The following is a 22,813-nucleotide window of genomic DNA, read 5'->3' on the forward strand; positions in this document are numbered from 1 at the left end:
GGTGGTTCCCGGGTGGTTCCCGGGTGGTTCCCGGGTGGATTTCTCGCCCCCGCCGCCCCTTCCCGTCCCATCCCCGGGGCTCTGCCCCGGACCCCGCTCCTCAAACGCCGGAGGGGCTGGATCGGCCCCGCCGAAGGGCTGGATCTGCCCCGCCAGAGGGCTGGATCAGTCAGAGAAACGCACGTCGCCGTCAGAGCCTCACCTGGATCAGTGCCCGGGTTCCGCCCGTTCGCCAGCGTTGGCCCTCGGCTGTCACGAGTGCCTTTTCCGTCTTCGGGTTCAGGCCTGTGATCACGTCGGACTTGAGGGTGCGGAGGGCGGCGACCGGGCCGGGGAAGTAGGTGGTGGTGTCGGTGAAGGGGGTGGTGGGGGGCCAGAGGTGGTCGCCCACCAGGCGGCGGTAGTTGAGGTCGCCCTTGAGGAGGGTCAGGTCGGCGGAGGCGAAGTCGGTGCGCAGGTCGGCCGGCATGTCGGCGTAGGGCAGGGGGGCGCAGGAGAAGGGGTGGGTGCGGAGGGTGAGGTGGCCGGTGGACAGGGCGGAGGAGAGGCGGTGGCCGGCTGCGGTCTTCGCGGTGACCAGATGGCGTACGGCGTCCAGGGTGTCGGCGGTGGTGGCGTCCGAGACGAAGTACGGGTACGGCTTCAGGTGCAGTACGGCGCGGTCGAAGTGGCCGTGGACGAGGAGGTGGTCGATGAGGAGGAGGTCGGGGATCAGTTCGCGGCCCGCGTTGTCGGCCACCAGGCAGAGTGTCCGGCCGCCGGGGCGGGGGCCGGTTTCCGTCAGGAGGGTCAGCAGGGACTCACTGTCGTCCGACACCAGTTGGGCATCGGCTGCCGTGGTCTCGTCCGCTGTCTGGATGCGGAAGCCGAGGTCCGCGCGGTTGCCCCAGAGGGAGCCGTGGAGGAGGGACTTGAGCTGGGTGGGGAGGGGCTGTTCGGCGAGGGTGTCCAGGGCGGTCAGTTCGGCGGCTGCCTCGGGCGTGTCCAGTTCGGCCAGTTTGAAGGGGCGGAACGGGTCGATGCCCTGCCAGGGGCCAGGGGTGAAGTAGCCGACGGCGCACAGGAGTTGGCGGTAGAAGCAGCTTTCGGCGGCGAGGAAGGGGAGGGAGAACCAGGAGCGGCCGGCGTAGCGGCGTACGTTCCAGGTGTCCCACCAGTCGTCGTCGGGCGGTGGGTCGACGACGCCGTGGAGGGTGTACTCCAGCAACTCGTCGAGGGCGCGGCGCTGTTCGGGGCCGTAGGGGGTGGCGTCCTGGACCTTGCGGATGAGGGCGGGGTGGCGTTGGGCGAGGACGCTGTGCGGGAAGGAAGCCGGGTCGTCACCGCGGATCACGGGGGCGGCGGGATCAGGCATGGTGGGCGGTTCCTCCGGGGCCGGCGGATGGCCGGGGTGGCAGTTCCACGAGCGCGAGCTGCTTGTCGATCAGTTTGGTGAAGCCCGCCTCGGTCCACACGTACTTCTTGAACTGCTCCGGCGTGAGCGGGCCCGGCCACGGGCTGCCGCCGGGGTAGAACACCGACTGGCAGGACGAGCAGAAGTGCGCGGGGCGCCAGAGTCGTTCGGCGCGGTCCCTGCCCGCCGCGACGATGTTCCGTTCGCGCCGCTCGCCGCGGATCACCGCGATGGTGCCGACGAACAGCAGTACGGCGAGGACCGAACCGCCGATCGTGTAGAGCGGCTTGTCGTCCTGCACGCCGCTGTAGGCGAGGCCGGCGCCGATACCGGCCAGCACCAGGCCTTCGAGGAGGTGCATCACGCTGTCGGAAACCGAGGGGACGCCGGGAGCCTTGGCCAGCCGGTCCATGAGACCGCCGCGCCGGGCCTCCGGATCGGCGCAGGTCTCGGCGACCGTACGCACCGACGGGCCCGTCGCGCCGCAGCCGGGGCACACCGCCGCGACCGGCGTCGGGGGCGGCCCGTATCCCTCTGTCCGCTCCGTGTTCTCTGTTGACATGCGCATACGCTAACGGTCGCGAGGGCAGACATGCGCCGGCGGCCGGCCGATGCCCGCTCGCATCGGTCGGCCGCCGGCAGTGGGGGGTGGCGGTGTGTCGGCCCGGCCGGTCAGCCGGGGTCGGAAGGTCAGCCGGGGCTCAGAAGGTCAGCCGGGGCTCAGAAGGTCAGCTTCCAGCTGTTGAGCGTGCCGGTGTCCTGGGAGGCGACGTCCTGGACGCGCAGCTTCCAGGTGCCGTTCGCGGTCTCGCTGGACGCGTTCACCGAGTAGGTGGTCTTCACGTTGTCGGCGGAGTCCGAGCCGGAGGCCTTGAGACGGTAGGTCGAGCCGTCGGGGGCCACCAGGTCCAGGACCAGGTCACCTCGGTAGGTGTGGGTGATGTCCACGCCGACCTGGAGGGCCGAGGGCGCGTTGCCGGTGCGGCCGGTGACGGAGATCGAGGACTCGATCGCCGAACTGTTGTCCGGGATGGCGACAGCGGTGGCGTTGGTGAAGGTGGTGCCCCCCGTGGAGCCCCCGCCGGAGCCGCCGGACACCGCCTGCACCGTCTTGGCCGCGTCGGCGAGGCCGGCGCCGCAGCCGCCCGAGCAGGCGCCGGGCAGAGCACGCGAGTTGGTCTTGATCGCGGACTCGATCTGGGCCGGGGTCAGCGCGGAGTTCGCCGACTTCACCAGCGCGGCGAGGCCCGCGATGTGCGGGGCGGCCATGCTTGTGCCCTGGTAGTAGTCGTACGTCTCGCCGGAGGGGCCGGCGGTGCCCGTGTTCAGCGTGGACAGGATGCCGCCCGACGCGGTGGTGCGGGTCTCGCCGCCGGGGGCCGCGATGTCGACGACCGAGCCGAAGTTGGAGTAGTACGAGCGGGCGCCGGCACGGTTGGTGGCGGCCACCGAGATCACGTTGGCGCAGCTGGCCGGCGAGTAGTTGGCCGCGTTGGCGTTGCTGTTGCCCGCCGCGACGACGACCGTGGTGCCGCGGTTCACGGCGGCGTTGATCGCGCTCTGGGTCGCGGTGGTGCAGGCGCCGCCGCCACCGAGGCTCATGTTGATGACCTTGGCGACGTTGGTGTTGGCGGGCACACCGGAGACGGTACCGCCGGACGCCCAGGTGATCGCGTCGATGATGTCGGAGTCGTAGCCGCCGCACTTGCCGAGCACACGCAGCGGGGAGACCTTCGCGCCGTAGGCGATGCCCGCGACGCCCTTGCTGTTGTTGGTGACGGCGGCGATCGTGCCCGCGACGTGGGTGCCGTGCCAGGAGGAGGTGGTGGCCTCCCAGTCGTCGGCGCACTCGTTCGTGGCCGTCCAGTCGCCCGGGTCGGCCGGGTTGCTGTCACGGCCGTTGCCGTCGTTGGAGACGGCGGTGTCGGCGATGAAGTCGTAGCCGGTGACGATGTTCGCGGCGAGGTCCGAGTGGGCGACGTAGCCGGTGTCGATGACGGCGACCGTCACTCCGGAGCCGGTGGCGGTGTCCCAGGCGGTCGGCACGTTCATGCCCGCGGTGGACTCGTAGAGGTCCCACTGCTTGCTGTACTCGGTGTCGTTCGGGGTGGCCAGCGCCTTGTTCAGGCGGTCCGGTACGACATAGGCGACCTGCGGGTCGGCCCGGTACTCGGCGATGACGTCGGCGACGTCCGTCTTGCTGAGGTCCTCGCCCAGGTCGACGAGGGCCGCGCCACTGCCGAGCCGGCGCTCGAAGTCCAGGGTCTCACCGGCCTCCTTGCCCTTGGCCGCGGCGTCCGCGTCGGCGGCCTTGTTCGACTCGGCCTCGGCGGCGCCGGACTTGTAACCGACGATCAGGCGCTCGGCGACGGTGCCGGGGGCGGCCTCGGTGGCACCGGCGGCGGCGGGGGCGGCGTCGGCCTTGCCGGACGGGGTCTGGGCGACGGCGACCGAGGAGGTCATGCCGGCCACCAGGGCGACGGAGACCGCGGCGACGGATATGAGCTTCCGTCCTGCGGTACGGGAGGTGGAGGTACGCAAGGGCTCTGCCTTTCGTGGCCTGCTCATGTCAGGGGAGGAGCGGCGGTGAGTCGCTTCGTCGTCGAAGCGGCGGGGGGTCCAGAAAGGGTTGGCGCGAAGGCCGGCCAGGCGCGAGCCGCCCACCAGGGGTTACCTGTGGTTCAGCTGTGGCATGACAGTAGGCAAGGCGCAGGTCATGGGGATACGGGGAAAACCCTCGACCCCTGGGGAACTCCCCTATGCCCCCCGGAAGTCGGGCCCGATGTGCCGCTTCGCCGGGTTTGCCGAGGCTCTGCCGTCGCCCGACACCTGGCTGGATCCGACCGGTCGAACACAGCTGCGGCGACCGGCGGACACGCCTCCCGTACGCCGCCGACGACGCGCCGGGCGACCCCGTATCCCTTTGAACGCGGCACCCCCGGGTCCCGTACGAGTCGGTGGACCGCCAGACCTCGACCTCCCATGGATCGGACGTACCGGATGTACCGCTTGTCCGCCCGCCGCACCGCCGCGTTCGCCGTGGCGGCCCCGCTGCTGCTCACCGCGGTCACCGCCGCCCCGGCTCTGGCGCACGGCGCGCCGACCGATCCGGTGAGCCGGGTGTCGGCGTGCTCGCCGGAGGGTGGGAGTCAGGGGTCGGCGGCCTGTGCGGCGGCGGTCGCCGCGAACGGCGCGCCCTTCACCGCGTGGGACAACCTGCGGATCGCCGGGGTGAACGGGCGCGACCGGCAGGTCGTCCCGGACGGGCAGCTGTGCAGCGGCGGGCTCGCGGCGTACAAGGGGCTCGACCTGGCCCGCGCCGACTGGCCCTCGACCCGCCTCTCCCCCGGCACCACGCTGGACCTGACGTACCGGTCGACGATTCCGCACACCGGGACCTTCAAGATGTTCCTGACGGAGCCGGGCTACGACCCCACCGCGCCGCTGAAGTGGTCCGATCTGCCCGAGAAGCCGTTCGCCACGGTCACCGACCCGCCGCTCACCAACGGTTCGTACCGCTTCTCGGCGAAGCTGCCGGCGGACCGGTCCGGGCATCACGTGCTGTACACGATCTGGCAGAACACAAGCACGGTGGACACGTACTACTCGTGCTCGGACGTGGTGTTCCCGAAGGCGAAGCAGGCGAACCCCGGGTCGGCTGGCGGGAGTTCGGCCGAGACGCCCGCAGGGGTGGAGGAGACGGAGGTTACGGCGTCCGGGAAACCGGCGGCCGATGCGGCCGCGTCCACGCCCGCACCGACGCCGACGCCTACGGAGGTCACCAAGACGCCCGCCGCCGACGCGGGGGCCGAGGTCCCCGGCAGCGCCGTCGCCGCCACGACCGACGAGAGCGGCGCCTCCGTTCCGCTGGTCGCGGGCGGCGCCACGGCGTTGGTCCTCGCCGTGGGCACCGCCCTCTTCCTCCGGGGACGCAGGCGCCGCTCTGGTATCGGTGACCAGCGGGTGTCTCGGGTCAGTTGACGAAGACCGTCGCGCCGCTCTGGGTGGTGTCGGTGGTCGGCGCGTACTTCGCCGTGAAGTAGCCGGTGCTGAAGCACAGGGACGAGCCGGACGTCCGCGTGAACGGCTGGGCGGCGAAGTTGATGCTGTTGTCGTCGTTGCTGGACGTGCCGGTGATGCTGGCCGCCTGGTAGACACAGTTGATGCTGCCCAGCAGGGTGCTCAGCACGACGGTGGTCTGGAGGACCGAGCCGGACGCCGGGCTGACCGTGACGACGCCGTCCGAGGTCACGGTGGTCGTGTAGGGCAGGTTGTTGACTGTGATGCTGGTGACCCCGGTCACGCCGAACACGTTGCTGGTGCAGCCGCCGAAGGTGTGCGCGGTGACGGACTCGGTGGCCGTGCCGGGCGCCGCCGGGTTGTCGGTGACCGTGGCGTTGAAGGTCGACTGGGTGCAGGAGATGCCGCTCGTGCCGGTGGCACTGGAGTAGAACTTGCCGGTCGTACCGGAGGCGAGCGAGGCACTCAGCGCGTCGCCGACCGCGACGGCGTCACCGGCGAGCCCGCCGGTGGTGAGCACGGTGTCGGCGGCGGAGGCGGGGCTGACGGCGGACACCATCAGGGCGGCGGTGGTGGCGGCGAGGGCAAGCAGGGATCGCGTACGCATGGGGGTGCCTCTTCTCATGAGGTGAGGGCCGTAGGTGACGACCCTCGGCAGGTGCGGGTGCACAGCCCCGGACGTGCGGGCTGTGGTGAGGCGCTCGCGAGTGGACACCGTTCGCGCGGGGGAACGCGGCGATGCCGCACGGCGCCGAACGGTCGCTGTCGATCCGTGACACGCCTTCTCCGTACGTGACGGATCGACAGCGACAGCCGAGGGACCGGGCACCGCCCAGTGGAGGGGAAGGCGGCCGTGCCCGGTACCGCGGCGAGGGGGTGGTGCCGCGTTGGGCCGCGCAGCACGTTCAGGTGATGCCACCCAACCCCGTTGGCGACGGGGAGTTCGGGACGGTGACATGCGCTGCGCGTCGGATCCGGCGCCACGGATCCGTGGGGGAAACCCGGGAGAGTTGTAGACCTAAGTGAGAGCCAACGTCAAGGCACTGTAAGGAAGTTGGTGATCTTGGGCGTCGTGGCGGGGACCGAAACAGGAGGCCTTGGACGACAAAACCAAAGGTGAGCGTTGTTCACGTTTCACAGATGTCGCACAACCAACATCCTTTTGCCACAAGCGCCTTGACCCTTGAAAGTAACCACCGGTAACTTCCCGAATGGCTACTGCGGCGTATTCAAGTGGGCCCTTGCACCTCGGGAGGTGCGTTCAGGGGTGCGCCGCAACCGCTGTCCGCGCCAGGACAACGTGCCGTCGAAGCCCCATCGCAATGACTTGAATGACTTGGAAGTCCAGGGAGCACACATGGCCTCGTCCTCGGACGCCACGGCGTCCACCAACGAAAGACCCGAGGGTCCCGTAGCGTCCGGAAGACGCGGGCGGATCCGCCTCAAGCGCGCCGCCGTGATGGCGGTGCCGGCCACGGCGGTCGCCGCCGGCCTGATGATCCTCACCGCGCAGGGCGCCCTGGGCGTCCAGTTCGCCATCTCCGGCATGCCGTTCGTCGTCACCGCCGACAAGCTCGAAGGCGACGGCTTCGCCCAGTTCGGCGCGCTGGACCACATGATCGAGAACAGCCCCAACGAGGGCGACACCGGCGGTCAGGTCCTGGTCGTCACCTCGGTCGTGAAGAACGGCAAGCTGACCAACCTCTGCCAGAGCGTCGACCTCGGCGGCATCCAGCTCGTCCTCACCGCGGGCAACAAGTCCACGCCGGTGAGTGTGAAGAACCTGGCGATCGACTCCGACGACATCAGTGGCGACGCCTCGTTCAACAACATCGAGATCGGCCGCGACTCCAGCACGTTCGACAAGGTCGACCAGCAGGGCCCGCGGGGTGTCTACGGCCAGCAGGCCGACTCGGTCGTCATCACCGACCTCTACCAGCACAACTACGCCGCCACCGCGGCCGTCTTCAAGCTGCCCGACCTGCACATGAGCTTCACGAGCGAGGGCTGCCCGCAGTGAGTCGATTCCGGGAATGGAGAGGGCACCGGCCGTTCGCCGGTGGGCTGTTGCTGGCGCTCGGCGGCGCCGAGATCCTGGTGACCATGAAGGCGCCGCTGCCGGTGATCCTGAAGATCGGTATGCAGGGCCTGGCGGGCTACCTCCTGCCCTCGCTGATGATCTTGTGCGGGGCGTTGATCGTCTTCAACCCCGCGCAGCGCCTGTTCTACTCCATCCTCGGGATCATGCTTTCCCTGGGCACCTGGGTCACCTCGAACATCGGTGGCTTCATCGTCGGCCTCCTGCTGGGCGCGGTGGGCAGCACGCTGGCCTTCGGCTGGCTGCCGGACCAGGAACCCCGGCCAAAGCGCTCCGCCGGGCGGGGAGAAAAGCACGCCGCCGAGCTCGGGTAGCCGGGGTTGTACGGCGTGTGCGGGTCGGTCGTGGTTGTTCGCGCAGTTCCCCGCGCCCCTTCAGGGTGCGCGGGGTCCGGCGTTTACCGTGCGGCGGTGACGGCGGCGGCGGTGAGGGCCTTGCGGAGGCGGTCCGTGTCGGTCCAGTAGCGGTCGTTGGAGAGCGGGACGCGCCAGTAGAGGCCGGGGCCCGAGGTACGGCGCAGGGGCGGGACGGCCACATGGCTGCCCGGGCCGAGGACCTGGACGTCGGCGAGCCGCCAGTCGGTCGCGGCGCCGGGCGGGACCAGCCAGTACAGGATGCCGCCGTAGCCGTCCTTGATCACGGCGCCCGTGTCGTCGCCGAGGGACTTCAGCGCGGGGGTGCCGAGGGCGACCGGCACGCGTACGGCGTTCCACCAGCGCCCGGCCGGCACGGTGCGTACTTCGGAGCTGTAGGAACACATCCAGCGCGGAGCCCTGCTGACCGTCATGACACTCACCGGCTCTTCATGGGGGGGGTGGGCCCGATCCTAGAAGCCTGCCCAGCACCCAACTTACGAGTACGCGCAGGAAAGTTGCCGTCGTACGCAGCGCACGACGCGCGATCTCGCCCGGCGACGCTACCGGACCGTAGCGTGACCGGCTTCCACCGTTGCGCTGTTGGACAGCTTTCGACCTTGCAGGAGGACCAATGGGCCACCCCGCCCCCCTGGTGATTGACGCGACCGGCCGTGACATCCACGGTGAGGCCGCCCGTGTCCGCGAGACGGGTCCGGCGACCCGGGTCGTGCTGCCGGGGCCGCCCGCCGTCGAGGCCTGGGCCGTCAGCAGCCCCGATCTCCTCAAGCGGCTGCTCACCGATCGCCGGGTGTCCAAGGACCCGCGGCAGCACTGGCCGAGGTTCACGGCCGGTGAGATCACCCCGGAGTGGCCGCTGTTCACCTGGGTCGCCGTGCAGAACATGTTCACCGCGTACGGCGGTGACCACAAACGGCTGCGGAACCTGGTCGCCAAGGCGTTCACCGCGCGCCGGACGGCAGCGTTGCAGCCGCGCATCGAGGAGATCACCGAAGAGCTGCTCGACCGGGTCGAGGAGGGCTTGCGGCGCGGGGAGACGGTCGATCTGCGGGAGGAGTTCTGCTACCCGCTGCCGATCCAGGTGATCAGCGAGCTGTTCGGACTGCCCGAGGAACGCGGCCCGCTGCTGCGGCAGTTGGTGGACAAGGTCTTCGTCACCTCGGCCGACCCGGGCGAGATGACCGCCGCCTACGAGCAGTTGCACGACGTACTCGCCGAACTGGTCGCCGCCAAGCGAAAGTCGCCCGGCGACGACCTCACCACCGGGCTGATCGCGTCCCACGACGAGGACGACACCCGGCTCAGCGAACAGGAGCTGCTGGACACCCTGGTGCTGATGATCAGCGCCGGGCACGAGACCACGGTGAACCTCCTCGACCAAGCCGTGCACTCCCTGCTGACCCACCCCGAGCAGCTCGCCCATGTCCAGGAGGGCCGCGCGAGCTGGGACGACGTGGTCGAGGAGACGCTGCGGTTCGAGGCACCGGTGGCGAGCCTGCCGCTGCGCTACGCCGTGGAGGACCTGGACCTCGCCGAGTTCGGCGGGCCGGCGGGCGTGGTGATCGGCAAGGGCGAGCCGATCCTGGCCGCGTACGCCGCCGCCGGCCGCGACGTTGAGCGGCACGGCAAGGACGCCAACCGCTTCGACGTCACCCGCGCCGACAAGGAACACCTCGCCTTCGGACACGGCGTCCACTTCTGCCTCGGCGCTCCGCTCGGCCGCATGGAGGCCCGCATCGCCCTCCCGGCCCTCTTCGCCCGCTTCCCCGACCTCCAACTGGCCGCCACGGACGACGACTTGGGCTACGTGGAGTCCTTCATCTCCAACGGCCACCGCCACCTGCCTGTCCGCACGGCCTGACAGCCACCTCCCCGGACGCCCCGGCTGCCGACCGCGTCCCCAGGACGGCAGCCGGGCGCGTCCGCTTCGGGGGCAGGTGGGCTCCGGCAGCCGGACGCGGCTCGCGATCTCGCCGACACGGGCCGGCCGCTTCCGAAGTCGATGTTCAGGAGAACGGAAGGCATCCCGTCGTCCGCGAGCCTTGATCGCTGCCGAGCCCGCTGATTGGCAGGCCGGCATGGCTGAGCTCGGACGCGTCGCCTGGCCACCTGCCCCGATCAGGACCGACAGGCTCGTGCTCCGTGAGCCCGAGGCCCGGGACCGTGCGGCGGTCGTCGAGCCGCCGGCCTCGCCAGAGGTGGGCACCTGTCTCGGTGGCCCTCGACCGCGTGACGAGCTCGAGCGCGCGATGCCCGGGGCACCCAGCCGGCGCCCCGGCCTTTTCATGGTCGGTCTCGACGGAGCGATGATCGGCCGGATCACGCTCACCAGAGCGACGGGGCACATTCGTCAGGCTGCCGGGAAGGCGGAGCTCGGCAACCTGTTCCTGCCGCAGGCGTGGGGATACGGGTACGCCGCCGAGGCGTGCGCAGCGGCACTCGACCGGTTCGCCGGCGCGCTTCCCGGCGAACCAGTGGTGCTCGCCACCCAGACCGCCAACGTCCGCTCGATGCGCCTCGCGGCGAAGCTGGGGTTCATCGAGGTAGAGCGGTTCGAGGCCTACGGGGCCGAGCAGTGGCTCGGCGAGTGGTCCTCGCTCACGCCGTCGGACTGAGCGCGTATCAGCGAAACCGAGCGGTCATGGGCCGTGTGTTCTGCCGACTCCAAAACCGCGTGCGAGTAACCCGGAGGGGTTCTACCCTCCCGACATGGATCTTCGCGAAGAACTTCCGAGCGACAGACAGGCCGTGCGGGAGGTGCACCTGCGGGCGTTCGGTGACCATGGTCTTGTCGTGGCCGATCTGGTCGATACCCTGCGGGACACCTTCCTGCCCGGGGACGGTCTCTCGCTGGTCGCCGAGCACGACGGGCAGGTCGTCGGGCATGTCATGTTCACCCGCAGTCTGCTCGACGCCCCTCGGCGGCTGGTCGAGGTGCAAGTCCTCAGTCCTTTGGCCGTGATGCCTGAGCTCCATGAGCGCGGTATCGGCTCGGCCCTGGTCCGGCACGGACTGGGGGTCCTCGCCGAACGGGGTGTTCCTCTCGTCTTCCTGGAGGGCGATCCGGGCTATTACTCGCGTTTCGGCTTCGCGCCGGGTGATGGCCTGGGCTTCCGAAAGCCATCCCTGCGTATCCCGGACGGTGCCTTCCAGGCCATCAGGCTCCCGGAGTACGAGCCATGGATGACGGGGACGCTGGTCTATGCGGAGCCGTTCTGGCGGCATGACGCAGTCGGCCTCCGCGACCCCGACGCGTAGGAGTGGGCGGCGGCAGCGGGCTTCGGCTTCGATGGCCTTCGAAGGCCATCGAAGGCCATCGAAGGCTTCGAACACCGAAGCCGTACGGCTACTCCCCGCGCCACCAAGCCAGCAGCCGGGCCCAGCCGTTCTTCGGGTGGGCGGGCTCCGCCGGCCCCCGGGCGCCCGGGCGGAGGCCGTACGGCCCGGTGGAACGGGGCATGGGGGAGCCGGGGTCGTCGATCGACGCGCCGACGACGGGAGCGGGCGGGAAGGTTACCGGGAGGGCGGCCAAGGCTCGGTGGAAGGGGCCCGGGCGCCACTCCAACTCGCCGACAGGGACGGCTAGTTCGACGTCGGAGAGGCGGTCGAGGAGTTTCTCGACGGCTACCGAGGCGATCAGGCGTGCCTCGTTCTGGGCGGGGCAGTTGTGGGGACCGGCGCCCCAGGCCAAGTGGCCCCGGTTCCCCGCTCGCTGATCGTTCCTCAGGGCGGGGTCGGTGTTGGCGGCGGCCAGGGAGACGACGAGGGGGTCACCCTCCTTGAGGAGGACGCCTTCGTACAGCACGTCCCGCCTCGGGTAGTGCACGGCATAGTTGGCCAGCGGCGGGTCGGTCCACAGAACCTCGTCGAGGGCGTCATCGACAGGGAGGCTGCCGCCGGACAGGTCGCCCGCGAAGCGGTCGTCGGAGAGCAGCAGGCACAGGCCGTTGGCGATGAGGTTCTGTTGCGGCTCGGTGCCGCCGCCCAGCAGGACGACGAGACTGTGGACCATCTCCTCGTCGGTGAGCGCCGCCGGGTGCGCCGCCATCCAGGACGTCACGTCAGGGCCGGGCTGCCGCCGCTTCAGCCGGACCAGGTCGACCAGGGTCGAGGTGAGCAACTCGTCGCACTTCGCGGCGTCGACGCCGTCGACGATGCCGGACATGCCCTCGACCAGCTTCAGTCCGTAGTCGGCCGGGCAGCCGAAGAGGTGGTTGAAGACGAGCAGCGGGATGACCTGCGCGTACTCCCCCAGCAGATCCGCCTCGCCGGTGGGCGCGAACCGGTCGATGAGGGTGTCGGCGCTGCGCTCGACATAGTCGCGCAGGGTGTTCGGCTCGACCCGGGCCAGGCTGTCGGTGATGGCGCCCCGCAGCCGCCGGTGCTCCTCGCCGTCGGTGAACAGGGCGTTGGGCCGGTACATCATCATCGGCACGACGGGGCTGTCCATGGGGACCACGCCGTTGTTGAGGTCGTTCCAGCGGCGCGGGTCCTTGGAGAAGGTCTCGGTGCCGCGCAGCACGTGCAGGGCGGCCTCGTAGGAGGTGACGAGCGTGGCCTTGACGCCGGGGGCGAGTTCCACGGGTGCGGTGGGCCCGTGCGCACGCAGCCGCCGGTAGGTCGTGGCGGGGTCGGCGGCGAAGGCGGGGCCGTGCATGGGCTCGTGGGCCGGGCAGCCCGGGGGCGGGCCGGACGGCGGTCGCGGGGTCACGCGTGCTCCAGTTCTGTCTTGCGGCTGAGCAGGTACTCGACGAGGGAGATCAGCGCCCGGGTGGAGGAGTCCGGGTGGCGGGCGTCGCAGCGCACCAGCGGGGTCTCGTCCAGCAGGTCGAGGGCCTCGCGCACCTCGTCCAGGCTGTGCACGGGGGCGCCCTCGAAGTCGTTGACGGCGACGGCGTACGGCAGGTTCAGCTCCTCCAGGAGGCCCATCACCTCGAAGGAGTGGGAGAGGCGGCGGGTGTCGGCGAGGACCAGTGCGCCGAGGGCGCCGCGGGTCATGTCGTGCCAGAGCTTGGTGAAACGCCGCTGCCCCGGCGCGCCGAACAGATAGAGCACCAGGGAGTCGTTGATGGTGAGCCGGCCGAAGTCCATGGCGACCGTGGTGGTGGTCTTGTCGCGGGTGCCGGCGAGATCGTCGACCAGGGCACCGGCCTGCGTCATGACCTCCTCGGTGCGCAGCGGCCGTATCTCGGAGAGGGTGCCGACGAACGTGGTCTTGCCGACCGCGAAGTGACCGACGACGAGCAGCTTGGCCGCCGTCTTCACCGACGGCCGCAGGTAGACGTCGTCAGAGTCGGGCGCGCAGCCCATCGAGGACCTCCTGAAGGATTCTCGTGTCGGACGGCCGGGCGGCCGGGATCGGTGCGCGGGTGACGATGTGGCCGCTGTCCATGAGGTCCGCGACCAGCACCTTCGTCACGCTGACCGGCAGCCGCAGATGGCCCGCGACCTCGGCGAGGGAGAGCGAGCCGTGCCGGCACACCTCCATGACCCGGCGTTTCTCCGGGTTCAGGCCGGCCAGCGACAGGTCGGTGGTGGCGATCAGCAGCGTCACCAGGTCCAGGGTGTTGCGGGTCGGGTGGGCGCGGCCGTCGGTGACGACGTACGACCGCACCAGCCGCGCCTCGGGGCGGCGGGGCGTCATGCCCTGCTGCCCGTGTCCAGCCGCGCGGGGCTGGTCAGCTCCTTGCCGAGCCGGTCGACGAGCTTGTGCATGCGGTACGTCACCGACTCCATGTCGACCTCGTCGCCGGTCGAGACGGCGAGATAGGCGCCCTCGCCGGCCGCGACCAGGAAGACGAAGCCGTGCCCGAACTCGATCAGGGTCTGCCGCCAGGGGCTCTCCGTCGGGCCGCAGAACTCGGCGGTGCTGCGGCTGATCGACTGGAGCCCGGAGAGCCCGGCCGCGAGGCGCTCGGCGTCGTCGCGGCCGATGTAGGCGGAGTGGGCGCGGAGCATGCCGTCGGCGGAGAGCAGGATGGCGTGCCGCGCCTCGGGGACCTTCAGCACGTCGTCGAGCATCCAGCCCAGCTCGTTGTTCGTGGGCTCGATCATGCGTGGTGGGTCCCTTCGTTCTCGTCGGGCTCGTGGGACTTGTGGGGCTCGTGGGACTTGTGGGCGGTGGACCGCGCGGAGTCGGCGGTACCGGTCGCCTCCGTCGCGGCGGTCGCACCAGCGGCCCCGGTCGCGGCGGCGTCGACGTACTCCTCCTCGTCGAGGATGCGTCCCGCCGACCGGCCGAAGCGGGTGCCGCGGGCGAAGGCGCCCAGGATGCGGGCGTTCTCCTCGGGCGACCGGCCGGGAACCTCCTCGGCCTCGACGGGCTGCGGCTCGGCGGGGTCCTGCCGCTTGGGGACGCGCCGGCGGCGCTTGGGCAGTCCGCCCTCGGTCGTGCCCTCGGCGGCGCTGCCGGTGGTGCTCCCGGCGGCCACCGGGCCCGGGGCGGGTGTGGTCTCCGGCTGGGTTGTCAGGTCGATCGGTGGCTCCGCGGCGGCGGGCTCCAGCTGGGTCAGCAGCGCGGTGGGCAGGAACGCGACGGCGCGGACACCGCCGTACGGCGAGCGGGTGTCCACGGAGACGGTGAACCCGTACCGCCGGGCGAGCACGCCGATGACGGCGAAGCCGAACTGGGGCGGGTCGTCGAGGCGGGTGACGTCCACCTCGCCGCGGCCGCTGAGCAGACGGGTGGCGTGTTCCACGGCGTGGCCGTCCATGCCGACGCCCGCGTCGTCGATGACGACGCACGCGCCGTTGTGCACGGACTGGACGTCGACCTCGACCGTGGTGTTGGGCTGCGAGTGCCGGGCGGCGTTGTCGAGCAGCTCGGCGATCGCGAGGACGACCGGCTCCACGGAGCGGCTCCGCACCGCGATCTCGACCTGGCCGTGGACGCGGATGCGCCGGTAGTCGCGGATGCGTGAGGTGGCGCCCCGGACGACCTCGATCAGCGGGGAGGTGGAGCGCTGCCGGCCCGGCCAGGAGCCGCACAGTACGGCGATGGCCTGGGCGCGACGCCCGAACTGGGCGTTGGTGTGGTCGACTTCGAGGAGGTCGCGCAGCACGTCGGGGTCGTCGTGCCGGTCCTGCATCTCGGAGATGGAGACCTGCTGCTCGTTGGCGAGGGCCTGGATCGAGCGCATCGACGCCTTGAGGGCGGCCTTGGCCGACTGGTCGGCGCGGGCCTGCGCGTGCTCGACGGCGCCGGAGAAGCGGGCCAGCACCTCGTCCATGCCCTTGCCGAACTCCGTCTCGGCGAGCCGGGTGTCGAGCGGTCCAATGCCCGGCAGGTCCTGGCCGGGGTGGTCCGCGAGGGCCGGCAGCCGGACCGTGACCAGATGGCGCAGCTCCTCCTCGCGGGCCCGCACGCCGTCGGCGAGCACGGCGTTCCTTCCGCGCTGTCGCCTGGTGATGCCGTGCTGGCGCAGCAGGAGTACGGCGGTGCCGAGCAGGGCCGCGGCCAGGGCCCAGGTCACCGCCTGCGGTATCGGTTCGGTCATGAAGTCCACAAGTCCTTACGTCCTCAAGTCCCCACAAGGTCCCCGGGCAGCCGCGAGTCACAGGATGACCGGCGGGAGTTGACGGAGCGCCCGACACTAGCGGAGCGAGCGGACGGATACATTCCGTGACGTGTACGGAAGTTGCCACAAGGCACACGAGTGACGCAAGGGGTACGGGCAAACGGACGAGATTCTCCCGACATATGCGGTCACACCGACCGAGCGACATGGCAACCGCTTGCCACACTAGGGTTCCCTCCGAGGCTGACCGAACGGTAACTGTCTTTGGTCAAATACAAGTTGAAAATTTTCCGGTCCGGGACCGTAAGAGATGACAGGGAACGTTCGTCGAGTGCCCGGCACAGGGAGGAGCAGCGTTGCCCGCGGGAAGTTACAGCGTCGAGGCGCTGACCACCGATGAGTTGGCCCCGCGCGAGCGTGCCGACTTCTGGACCGAGCAGATCGGCTCGTACCAGTCCCGGATGGGCTTCAACTACGCCCACTCGGACAACTTCCGCGGCGAGACCGTCCGGCAGCGCACGGACACGTATCAATTGGTGAAGTACCGGTCGGACGAGATCGAGTACACCCGCACACTCCGTCAGGCCCGCCAGGACCCGGACGAGGACTACCGGCTGCTGCTGCCGGTGCACGGTGAGATCTGGCTGCGGCAGGACGGCGAGGAGGCGCGGCTGACCCCGGGCACCGGGGCCCTGGTCTCCTTCGCCGCCCCCTTCCAGTGCCTGCAGAGCGACGCCATCGACGCGTTCATCTTCACCATCCCGGCCCGCGAGGTCGACAGCCGGCTCAACACCAGGTCACCTGTGGCCAGCGGCCTGAACCTCTCCGCCGGTCTCGGCCGTATCGTCGGCTCGATGCTGACCGGCCTGCACGAGGAGCGGGAGCAGCTCACCGACCCGGAGTTCAACGCCGTCTCCGACCGCATCGTGGAGCTGGTGTGCATGCTCACCGTCGGCGACGACCGGCCGGACGCCCCGGGACAGTTGGGCGAGGTGGAGGCGATGGTCCGCCGCTATGTGCGCGAGCACGTGGCCGACGCGAACCTCACGGGTACGGCGGTGGCGCGCGCCCTCGGCTGGTCGCTGCGGCAGATCCAACTCGCCCTGCAGAAAGCGGGGACGACGCCCCGTGAGCTGATCCGCGAGGAGCGGCTGCACCTCGTCCGGGACCGCTTACTGTGCGCGGATTGCGACCACATGACGATCACGGACCTCGCCTACGCCGCCGGCTTCTCCTCGGCGAGTGCCCTGAGCACCGCCTTCCGGCGGCGCTACGCAGTCAGCCCGCGAGAGATGCGGCAGAGCATCCGCTGAGTCGGCCGACTCAACTCCACGTGGAGTCACGGGAGTTCGGCGGTAACCGCAGTGCGGCACCACCCGGTGAGACGCTGCCACATCCCCACCCTTCCGCGGCCCTTACGCGTTCCATTGAAGTCTAAAGCTTAGCCAAAGCCCGGCCGAACGTCGATCTCGCCCGACGCCGGCGGGATGAGCGCCCCTCAGGGGGCGGACGAGGTGATCACCCCCTCGCAAACCGGCGCACCGTGCGTCTTCCGGTTTCTTGGTGTGAATGTTGCTGGGATGCGACGTGCACGCCGCGTGTGACCCGATCCCTTTTCGGATCAACGTCACCTCTGCCAGGTCAAGTTGACGTTCGCTTCCGCGGCCTCCGATTGGCGCGAAACCGATGCCCCGCACCCCGCCGGCCCGGACCGCTCCGGACGGCGCGGGGTGGCGCGGGGCGGTGCGGGGACAGAGCCGCAGGTGGCCCGCCACTCGACAGCCGCACTTTCACAAGTGGTGCGCCACCATGGCCGGGATGTGAAGAACTGCTGCGACGCCACCCCGTCTCCAGGCGGTAAAAAGGCGTCGCGGACCCTTGCCGTCACTGACGGCACCTCAGGCGACAGACCTCCCCTGAGCGTCCAGGACCGCTGGTCAGATAGTTGACGTTCTTCGCTACTCTGTCGCGTACTGGCTGATCGAGAGGACTCCGATGCCTGAACCCCCATCCTTCGCGACGCCCCCGGATCGCGGTCGGCCGGACGCGGCGACGCCCCCGCCTCGTCACCGGCACGGCAGGACCGGGGCGTCGGATGCCACGGATTCCTCGGTCGGCCACCCCGGTCCGACCCGTCTCGCCGTACTCCCCGCCGCGTTCATGGCCGGAATATCCACCGCCGTCACGGGCACGGTCCTGCGGTTGCAGGAGGGCACCGCCGACGCGGCCACCTGGGGTGTGCTGGCGGGCGGCGCGCTCCTCGGCTGCGGCTGTCTGGCCGGTGCCGTGATGGCGGCCAGGTCCCGGGCCAGGACCGACGCGAAGCGCGCCGAGTCGCTGCGGCAGGCCATCACCACCGGCAACTGGGCGCTCGACGAGGACCTGACCCGCCTCAAGCGGGGCGAGCAGTTGCTCTCCCGCGGCTTCGCCTACCAGGCGCCGAGCGCCGAAGACCCGTACCAGCAGCTGGAGTACGAGGTCACGGCCGCCCAGCACCGGGCCCGGGAGTCCCTCGTATGGGCCGCGGGCTACTTCCAGTCCGCCTCCGACGACAACAGCGACAAGGTCGAGGTCTTCGTCAACCTGGCCCGCCGGCTGCAGTCGCTCGTCCACCGCACCATCCGTGAGCTGGACGATCTGGAGAACCAGGTCGAGGACCCGGAACTGCTCCGGCGCATCTTCGGCATCGACCATCTGGCCACCCGTATCCGGCGGCACGCGGAGAACCTCGCGGTGCTCGGCGGCGCGGTCTCCCGCCGCCAGTGGACCAATCCGGTGACCCTGACCGAGGTGCTGCGGTCCTCCATCGCCGAGGTCGAGCAGTACTCCCGCGTCAAGCTCGTGCCGCCCATCGAGGGCACGCTGCGCGGCCACGCGGTCGCCGACGTCATCCACCTGCTGGCCGAACTCGTCGAGAACGCGACCATGTTCTCCCACCCGGACACCCAGATCCTGCTGCGCTCCCGCCGGGTGACCGCCGGCATCGCCATCGAGGTCGAGGACCGGGGCCTGGGCATACCCCAGGAGGACCAGGACCGGATCAACACGCTGCTCGCGGACCCGGCCCGCATCGACGTCGCCAAGCTGCTCGCCGACGGCCGGATCGGTCTGTTCGTGGTCTCCTCCCTGGCCCGCAGGCACGGCATCGCGGTCCAGCTGCAGGGCAACATCTACGGCGGTGTCCAGGCGATCCTGGTGCTCCCGCAGGGGCTGCTGGGCGACGAGGAGGGACGGGCGCCGACCCACAGCCGGCCCGCCGCACCCCACCCGGCGCAGACGCCCCCGCCCGCCTGGCAGGGTTCGTCCCACGCGGCTCCCCCGGCCGCCGTCCAGGGCCACGCGCACGCGAGTCACCCCGTCTCCGTCCCGGCCCAGGCCGCTCCCCAGCGGCAGGCACCCATGGCCCCCATGTCCCCCATGGCTCCCCCGGTGTCCGCCCGGCACGAGCGGCCGCAGCCCGTCTCCGACGTCCGGTCCGAGTACCGCCCCTCGTCGGGCTACGAGCGTCCGACGGCCGCTCCGCACGGGGGCGGGACGCCGGCCAGGCCGATCCTGCCGAAGCGCCGTGCCATGGAGCACCTCGCCCCCGAGCTCCGCAACGGCCCCGCACGTCCCGAGACCAACGACCAGGACCTGAACTTCAGCCCCGGCCTCCTGGCCGGTATCAATCGAGGCTTCGGTCTCGCCGGCGCGACCTCCGACGTGATCCCCGTCGACGACTCGCGCTGGGCCTCGCCCCGATCGCAAGGAGAAGAACCCCACCATGGTGAGCGATAGCCACCCCACCGGACAGAACATCGACTGGCTGCTGGACAACCTCAAGAAGACCGTGCCCGGTACCCGGCAGGTGCTGTTGCTCTCCTCCGACGGGCTGAGCAAGGCGCATGTGGACCTCGGCAACGACGACGCCGACCGGCTGGCCGCCATATCCTCCGGGCTCAACTCCCTGGGCCGTTCCTTCGGCCACGACAGGGTCCTGGGCAACGGCGGCACCGTCCGCCAGGTCATCGTGGAACTGCACAACGGCATCCTCATCGTGGCCTCGGCGGGCCATGGCGCCGTGCTGGCGGTCACCGCGGACTCCTCGACGCACACCGAGACGCTAGGCTACGAGATGGGCATGCTCATCCGGGCCGTACAGCCGTTCCTCGCCACGCCTGCCCGCCGCCCGACCACCGCGCCGTCCAGCGCGGGGCTGTGACGCGATGACGGACGAGATGTTCCTGGACGAGGAGGCGGGACGCTTAGTCCGGCCGTTCACCGTCAGCAACGGGCGCACTCGGCCCTCGACACAGTTCGACCTGCTCACCCTGGTGATGGCCACCGGCTACCGGCCGGTCCCCGACCTCGGCCCCGATCACGACATGGTGCTCGGTCTGTGTCTCAGGCCGGTGCCGGTGGTCGAGGTGGCCGCCCGGATGAACCTCCCGATCGCCGTCACCAAAGTCCTACTGTCCGACCTTGTGCAGCACGAGGCGCTCACCGCACGGGCGCCCCGTGCCGTTGAGGCGGCCTCCGCCGCCAACCGAGAAGTTTTGGAGGCGGTGCTCGATGGCCTACGCGCACGGCTCTGACCCCTTCCCGACCGCACTGAAGATCCTCGTCGCGGGAGGGTTCGGGGTGGGCAAGACGACCTTCGTGGGGGCGGTCAGCGAGATCGCGCCGCTGAGCACCGAGGAGGTCATCACCACGGCCAGTGTCCGCACGGACAGCCTGGACGGGGTGGAGGACAAGTTCACCACCACGGTGGCCATGGACTTCGGCCGGATCACCCTCGACTCGGACCATGTCCTGTATCTGTTCGGTACCCCCGGGCAGGAACGATTCTGGTTCATGTGGGACGAGCTGTCCGACGGGGCGCTGGGCGCGGTGGTGCTCGCCGACACCCGCCGGCTCGACGACTGTTTCCCCGCGGTGGACTTCTTCGAGGTCCGCGGCATCCCGTTCGTCGTGGGGGTGAACGAGTTCGACGGTGCGTACCAGTACTCCACCGAAGAGGTCCGCGACGCCATCGGCCTGAAGTCCGACGCGCCGATCGTGTTCTGCGACGCCCGGCACTGCAGCTCCGGTACGGGCGTTCTCGTCGAACTCGTGCAGCATCTGCTCGGCATGACACCCGGCGTGGCGACGCACCAGCCACCCGCGCTCCGTTGATCCTTGCTCAACTCAGCCGACCACGAACGGAGTTCTCATGAACAGCCCCTACTCCTCCTATGAGCCACCGCTCGACCGTCTGCTCCTGACCCCCGAGGACCCGGCGGCGCCGCAGCGAACCGCCAGGCTGGCGCAGCTCGGGCTCAACACCCCCCGGGCCGAGTTCGACGAGTTCGCGCGCCGGCTGGCCCTGGAGCTGGACGCGCCGTTCGCGATGGTCAACTTCGTCGATGACAGGCGGCAGTTCTTCGCCGGGCTCTACACGCCCGACGCGGGACCCGTGAACGTCTCGCAGGGGCAGGCGAGCGAGAGCTCGATGAGCCGGGAGATGCGCCTCGACCACGGCTTCTGCCCGCACACGGTGAAGCGGACCACGGCGCTGGTGCTCGACGACGTCTGCGACTACCCGCGGTTCGCGGGCAATCCCGTCGTGGACGAGATCGGTATCCGCTCCTACATGGGCGCGCCGCTGGTGGACAGGCTGGCGGGGTTCAACCTGGGCACGATCTGTGTCGTGGACACCGACTCCCGTACGTGGGGTCGGCAGCGGCTGGAGATCATCAAGCACATGGCGCAGGAGATGTCCGACCAGATCCAGTCCCTCGCGGCCGGCCGCTGAGCCCGACCGGGGACCGGACCGCCGCCGGTCCACCGGTCCACCGGTCCGGCGGGTCGAGGGGAGGCAGGCCGCCGGGCACCCGGCTCACGAAAGCCGCGGACACGACGCTGTGTCCGCGGTTCTCTGCGTGCACCGGTCCCGTCCGGCGAGTGAGACGGGGGCGGGACCCGGTGGTCGTCCGGGGCCGCTGTGTCAGACCAGCTCGACGACGGGCTCCGGTTGCGTCTCCCACGACTCGGCCTGCGGGGTACGGACCAGATCGGCGAGACGCTCGGACCACTGGCCCTTGTTCTGGCCGAGGGCGAACTCGCCCAGTCTCAGGCCCTGGATCTCGGAGGTGCCGGCGGGTGCGTAGATGTGGAAGGCGTCGCGCAGATAGCGCTCCACCGGGCGGTCGGTGAACAGGCCGCAGGCCGCGTGCATCTTCAGGGAGGCCTGGGCCGACTCGATGGACGACTCGACATTGAAGAGTTTGGCGGCCATGAGCTCCACGTCGCAGGGCCGCCCGCTGTCCAGCAGATGCGCGGCGAGATAGGCGCTCTGGCGCGCGAGGGTGAGGCGTTGCAGCATCCGCCCCAGCTCGATCTTGACGTTGGGGAGATGCCCCAACGGCTGTCCGTAGCGTTGCACTTCACCGCAGTACCGGGCGGTCTCCTCGAACACCGCCTGGTGGATGCCCAGGGACACCGCCGTCAGGTTGAGGCGGCCGTAGAGCACCGATGACGAGTAGGCGACGGCCAGGCCCTCGCCCTCCTCACCGAGCCGGTTGGTGGCCGGTACCCGGCAGTCGTCGAAGACGAGCTCACCGAAGCTGAATCCGTGCAGCCCCATGGCGGGCACCTGGTCGGCGAGGGAGAAGCCGGGGCGGTCGGACTCGACGAGGAAGGCCGTCATGCCCTTCGAGCCCGGTGCGGTACGCACCACGACACCGTGCACGTCCCCCACGTGACTGTTGCCGACGAAGACCTTGCGGCCGTTGAGGATGTAGTCGTCGCCGTCCCGTACAGCGCTGCTCTCCATGCCGGCTACGTGGCCCCCCGACCCCGGCTCGGTGACAGCGATCGTCGGCAGCACCTCGCCTGCGGCGATCCTCGGCAGCCAGCTCCGCTTCTGGCTCTCGTCCCCGAAGTGGATGATCTTGGCGACGCCCAGCTGGGAGGCCTGGACCATCGCCCCCATCGCGCCGCTGACCCGGGACAGTTCCTCGATGATGATGGTCTTGGCGAGATGACCCGCGCCCATGCCGCCGTAGGCCGGATCGATCGTGGCGCCGATCCAGCCCTGCCGGGCGATCTCCCGGGAGATCCCCACCAGTGCGGTACGGGAGGCCTCCATCTCGGGTATCAGTGGCCGCACCGCGCGCTCGGCGAACTCTCGTACCCGCTGCCGTAGATGCTCGTGATCCTGAGTGGTGAAGACGTGTTCCACGCCGAGCCCTTCTCGCGTTTCCCCGCGCCGGGGGGACGCGGAGGCTGTACGTCGGGCTGTGGTTCCAAGGGGGGACCTGGCCGACTGCAACATGGTCTACAAATCAACCTCTCACGCCAAGATCGTTAAGGTTGTTTGGCCGAAATATTGTCTGTTGAATTCTGACCGTGAATGTGAGACAAGAGGTCACCGATGTCCACATTTTGATAC

General features: G+C 70.2%; 23 protein-coding genes. 12 read left to right on the forward strand and 11 right to left on the reverse strand.

Annotated features, from left to right (window positions below):
- Window positions 1-190 precede the first annotated feature (190 nt).
- From I8N67_RS34790 to I8N67_RS34800, 3 genes are all read right to left on the reverse strand, one after another.
- Window positions 191-1,354 (reverse strand): damage-control phosphatase ARMT1 family protein, encoded by a 1,164-nt coding sequence (locus I8N67_RS34790; RefSeq protein ID WP_200308279.1) that lies wholly within the window; start codon window positions 1,352-1,354, stop codon window positions 191-193.
- Complete coding sequence (locus I8N67_RS34795) at window positions 1,347-1,955, reverse strand: hypothetical protein (RefSeq protein WP_200308280.1); 609 nt, start codon at window positions 1,953-1,955, stop codon at window positions 1,347-1,349. The genes I8N67_RS34790 and I8N67_RS34795 overlap by 8 nt, the downstream gene beginning before the upstream one ends.
- A gap of 158 nt (window positions 1,956-2,113) precedes the next feature.
- The gene (locus I8N67_RS34800; RefSeq protein WP_200308281.1) at window positions 2,114-3,934 is read right to left on the reverse strand and encodes a S8 family peptidase; all 1,821 of its coding nucleotides are present in this window, start codon (window positions 3,932-3,934) and stop codon (window positions 2,114-2,116) included.
- A gap of 459 nt (window positions 3,935-4,393) precedes the next feature.
- Between I8N67_RS34800 and I8N67_RS34805 the strand changes: the two genes are divergently transcribed.
- A complete protein-coding gene (locus I8N67_RS34805) occupies window positions 4,394-5,374 on the forward strand; it encodes a lytic polysaccharide monooxygenase auxiliary activity family 9 protein (protein ID WP_200308282.1) in 981 nt (326 codons plus the stop codon).
- Here the strand turns inward: I8N67_RS34805 and I8N67_RS34810 are convergent.
- Entirely contained in the window at window positions 5,367-6,020 is a 654-nt protein-coding gene (locus I8N67_RS34810; RefSeq protein ID WP_200308283.1) for a Tat pathway signal sequence domain protein, read from the reverse strand. The genes I8N67_RS34805 and I8N67_RS34810 overlap by 8 nt on opposite strands.
- Before the next feature lie 750 nt (window positions 6,021-6,770).
- Here I8N67_RS34810 and I8N67_RS34815 point away from each other — a divergent pair.
- Both I8N67_RS34815 and I8N67_RS34820 read left to right on the forward strand, forming a co-directional pair.
- Window positions 6,771-7,433 carry a DUF6230 family protein gene (locus tag I8N67_RS34815; RefSeq protein ID WP_200308284.1) on the forward strand — a complete coding sequence of 221 codons (663 nt, stop codon included), beginning with the start codon at window positions 6,771-6,773 and terminating at the stop codon, window positions 7,431-7,433.
- On the forward strand, window positions 7,430-7,825 hold the full coding sequence (locus I8N67_RS34820; RefSeq protein WP_200308285.1) for a DUF6114 domain-containing protein: 396 nt from the start codon (window positions 7,430-7,432) through the stop codon (window positions 7,823-7,825). The genes I8N67_RS34815 and I8N67_RS34820 overlap by 4 nt, the downstream gene beginning before the upstream one ends.
- An 83-nt stretch (window positions 7,826-7,908) precedes the next feature.
- Here I8N67_RS34820 and I8N67_RS34825 read toward each other — a convergent pair whose 3' ends face one another.
- Complete coding sequence (locus tag I8N67_RS34825; protein WP_200308286.1) at window positions 7,909-8,298, reverse strand: hypothetical protein; 390 nt, start codon at window positions 8,296-8,298, stop codon at window positions 7,909-7,911.
- A gap of 200 nt (window positions 8,299-8,498) precedes the next feature.
- Between I8N67_RS34825 and I8N67_RS34830 the strand changes: the two genes are divergently transcribed.
- From I8N67_RS34830 to I8N67_RS34840, 3 genes are all read left to right on the forward strand, one after another.
- A complete protein-coding gene (locus I8N67_RS34830) occupies window positions 8,499-9,746 on the forward strand; it encodes a cytochrome P450 family protein (protein WP_200308287.1) in 1,248 nt (415 codons plus the stop codon).
- 217 nt (window positions 9,747-9,963) lie between these two features.
- A complete protein-coding gene (locus I8N67_RS34835; protein WP_200308288.1) occupies window positions 9,964-10,500 on the forward strand; it encodes a GNAT family N-acetyltransferase in 537 nt (178 codons plus the stop codon).
- Between the two features lie 94 nt (window positions 10,501-10,594).
- Window positions 10,595-11,143, forward strand: coding sequence for a GNAT family N-acetyltransferase (locus I8N67_RS34840; protein WP_200308289.1), 549 nt, complete (start codon window positions 10,595-10,597; stop codon window positions 11,141-11,143).
- An 88-nt stretch (window positions 11,144-11,231) separates the two neighbouring features.
- Here I8N67_RS34840 and I8N67_RS34845 read toward each other — a convergent pair whose 3' ends face one another.
- Genes I8N67_RS34845 through I8N67_RS34865 form a run of 5 tightly spaced genes read right to left on the reverse strand, consistent with a single transcriptional unit; the run spans window position 11,232 to window position 15,381 of the window.
- Window positions 11,232-12,542: a cytochrome P450 gene (locus I8N67_RS34845; RefSeq protein WP_200308307.1), complete on the reverse strand. Its 1,311-nt coding sequence runs from the start codon at window positions 12,540-12,542 to the stop codon at window positions 11,232-11,234.
- A gap of 50 nt (window positions 12,543-12,592) precedes the next feature.
- Window positions 12,593-13,195 (reverse strand): GTP-binding protein, encoded by a 603-nt coding sequence (locus I8N67_RS34850; RefSeq protein ID WP_200308290.1) that lies wholly within the window; start codon window positions 13,193-13,195, stop codon window positions 12,593-12,595.
- The gene (locus I8N67_RS34855; protein WP_200308291.1) at window positions 13,173-13,529 is read right to left on the reverse strand and encodes a DUF742 domain-containing protein; all 357 of its coding nucleotides are present in this window, start codon (window positions 13,527-13,529) and stop codon (window positions 13,173-13,175) included. Before I8N67_RS34855 ends, I8N67_RS34850 begins: the two co-directional genes overlap by 23 nt.
- Entirely contained in the window at window positions 13,526-13,939 is a 414-nt protein-coding gene (locus I8N67_RS34860) for a roadblock/LC7 domain-containing protein (RefSeq protein WP_200308292.1), read from the reverse strand. The genes I8N67_RS34855 and I8N67_RS34860 overlap by 4 nt, the downstream gene beginning before the upstream one ends.
- Window positions 13,936-15,381, reverse strand: a complete 1,446-nt coding sequence (locus tag I8N67_RS34865; RefSeq protein ID WP_234046767.1) for an ATP-binding protein — start codon at window positions 15,379-15,381, stop codon at window positions 13,936-13,938. Before I8N67_RS34865 ends, I8N67_RS34860 begins: the two co-directional genes overlap by 4 nt.
- A 377-nt stretch (window positions 15,382-15,758) precedes the next feature.
- Between I8N67_RS34865 and I8N67_RS34870 the strand changes: the two genes are divergently transcribed.
- The 6 genes from I8N67_RS34870 to I8N67_RS34895 all read left to right on the forward strand — a co-directional run bounded on the left by I8N67_RS34870 (window position 15,759) and on the right by I8N67_RS34895 (window position 21,175).
- The gene (locus I8N67_RS34870; RefSeq protein WP_200308293.1) at window positions 15,759-16,715 is read left to right on the forward strand and encodes an AraC family transcriptional regulator; all 957 of its coding nucleotides are present in this window, start codon (window positions 15,759-15,761) and stop codon (window positions 16,713-16,715) included.
- Window positions 16,716-17,397: 682 nt separating this feature from the next.
- Entirely contained in the window at window positions 17,398-19,179 is a 1,782-nt protein-coding gene (locus tag I8N67_RS34875; RefSeq protein ID WP_200308294.1) for an ATP-binding protein, read from the forward strand.
- A complete protein-coding gene (locus I8N67_RS34880; protein ID WP_200308295.1) occupies window positions 19,166-19,603 on the forward strand; it encodes a roadblock/LC7 domain-containing protein in 438 nt (145 codons plus the stop codon). The genes I8N67_RS34875 and I8N67_RS34880 overlap by 14 nt, the downstream gene beginning before the upstream one ends.
- 4 nt (window positions 19,604-19,607) lie before the next feature.
- Window positions 19,608-19,976 (forward strand): DUF742 domain-containing protein, encoded by a 369-nt coding sequence (locus I8N67_RS34885; protein WP_200308296.1) that lies wholly within the window; start codon window positions 19,608-19,610, stop codon window positions 19,974-19,976.
- The gene (locus I8N67_RS34890; RefSeq protein WP_200308297.1) at window positions 19,954-20,556 is read left to right on the forward strand and encodes a GTP-binding protein; all 603 of its coding nucleotides are present in this window, start codon (window positions 19,954-19,956) and stop codon (window positions 20,554-20,556) included. The genes I8N67_RS34885 and I8N67_RS34890 overlap by 23 nt, the downstream gene beginning before the upstream one ends.
- Before the next feature lie 37 nt (window positions 20,557-20,593).
- On the forward strand, window positions 20,594-21,175 hold the full coding sequence (locus I8N67_RS34895) for a GAF domain-containing protein (RefSeq protein ID WP_200308298.1): 582 nt from the start codon (window positions 20,594-20,596) through the stop codon (window positions 21,173-21,175).
- 192 nt (window positions 21,176-21,367) lie between these two features.
- Here the strand turns inward: I8N67_RS34895 and I8N67_RS34900 are convergent, their stop codons facing one another.
- A complete protein-coding gene (locus I8N67_RS34900) occupies window positions 21,368-22,603 on the reverse strand; it encodes an acyl-CoA dehydrogenase family protein (RefSeq protein WP_200308299.1) in 1,236 nt (411 codons plus the stop codon).
- Window positions 22,604-22,813 lie beyond the last annotated feature (210 nt).

The organism is Streptomyces adelaidensis, from assembly GCF_016598475.1.
Classification (GTDB): Bacteria; Actinomycetota; Actinomycetes; order Streptomycetales; family Streptomycetaceae; genus Streptomyces; species Streptomyces adelaidensis.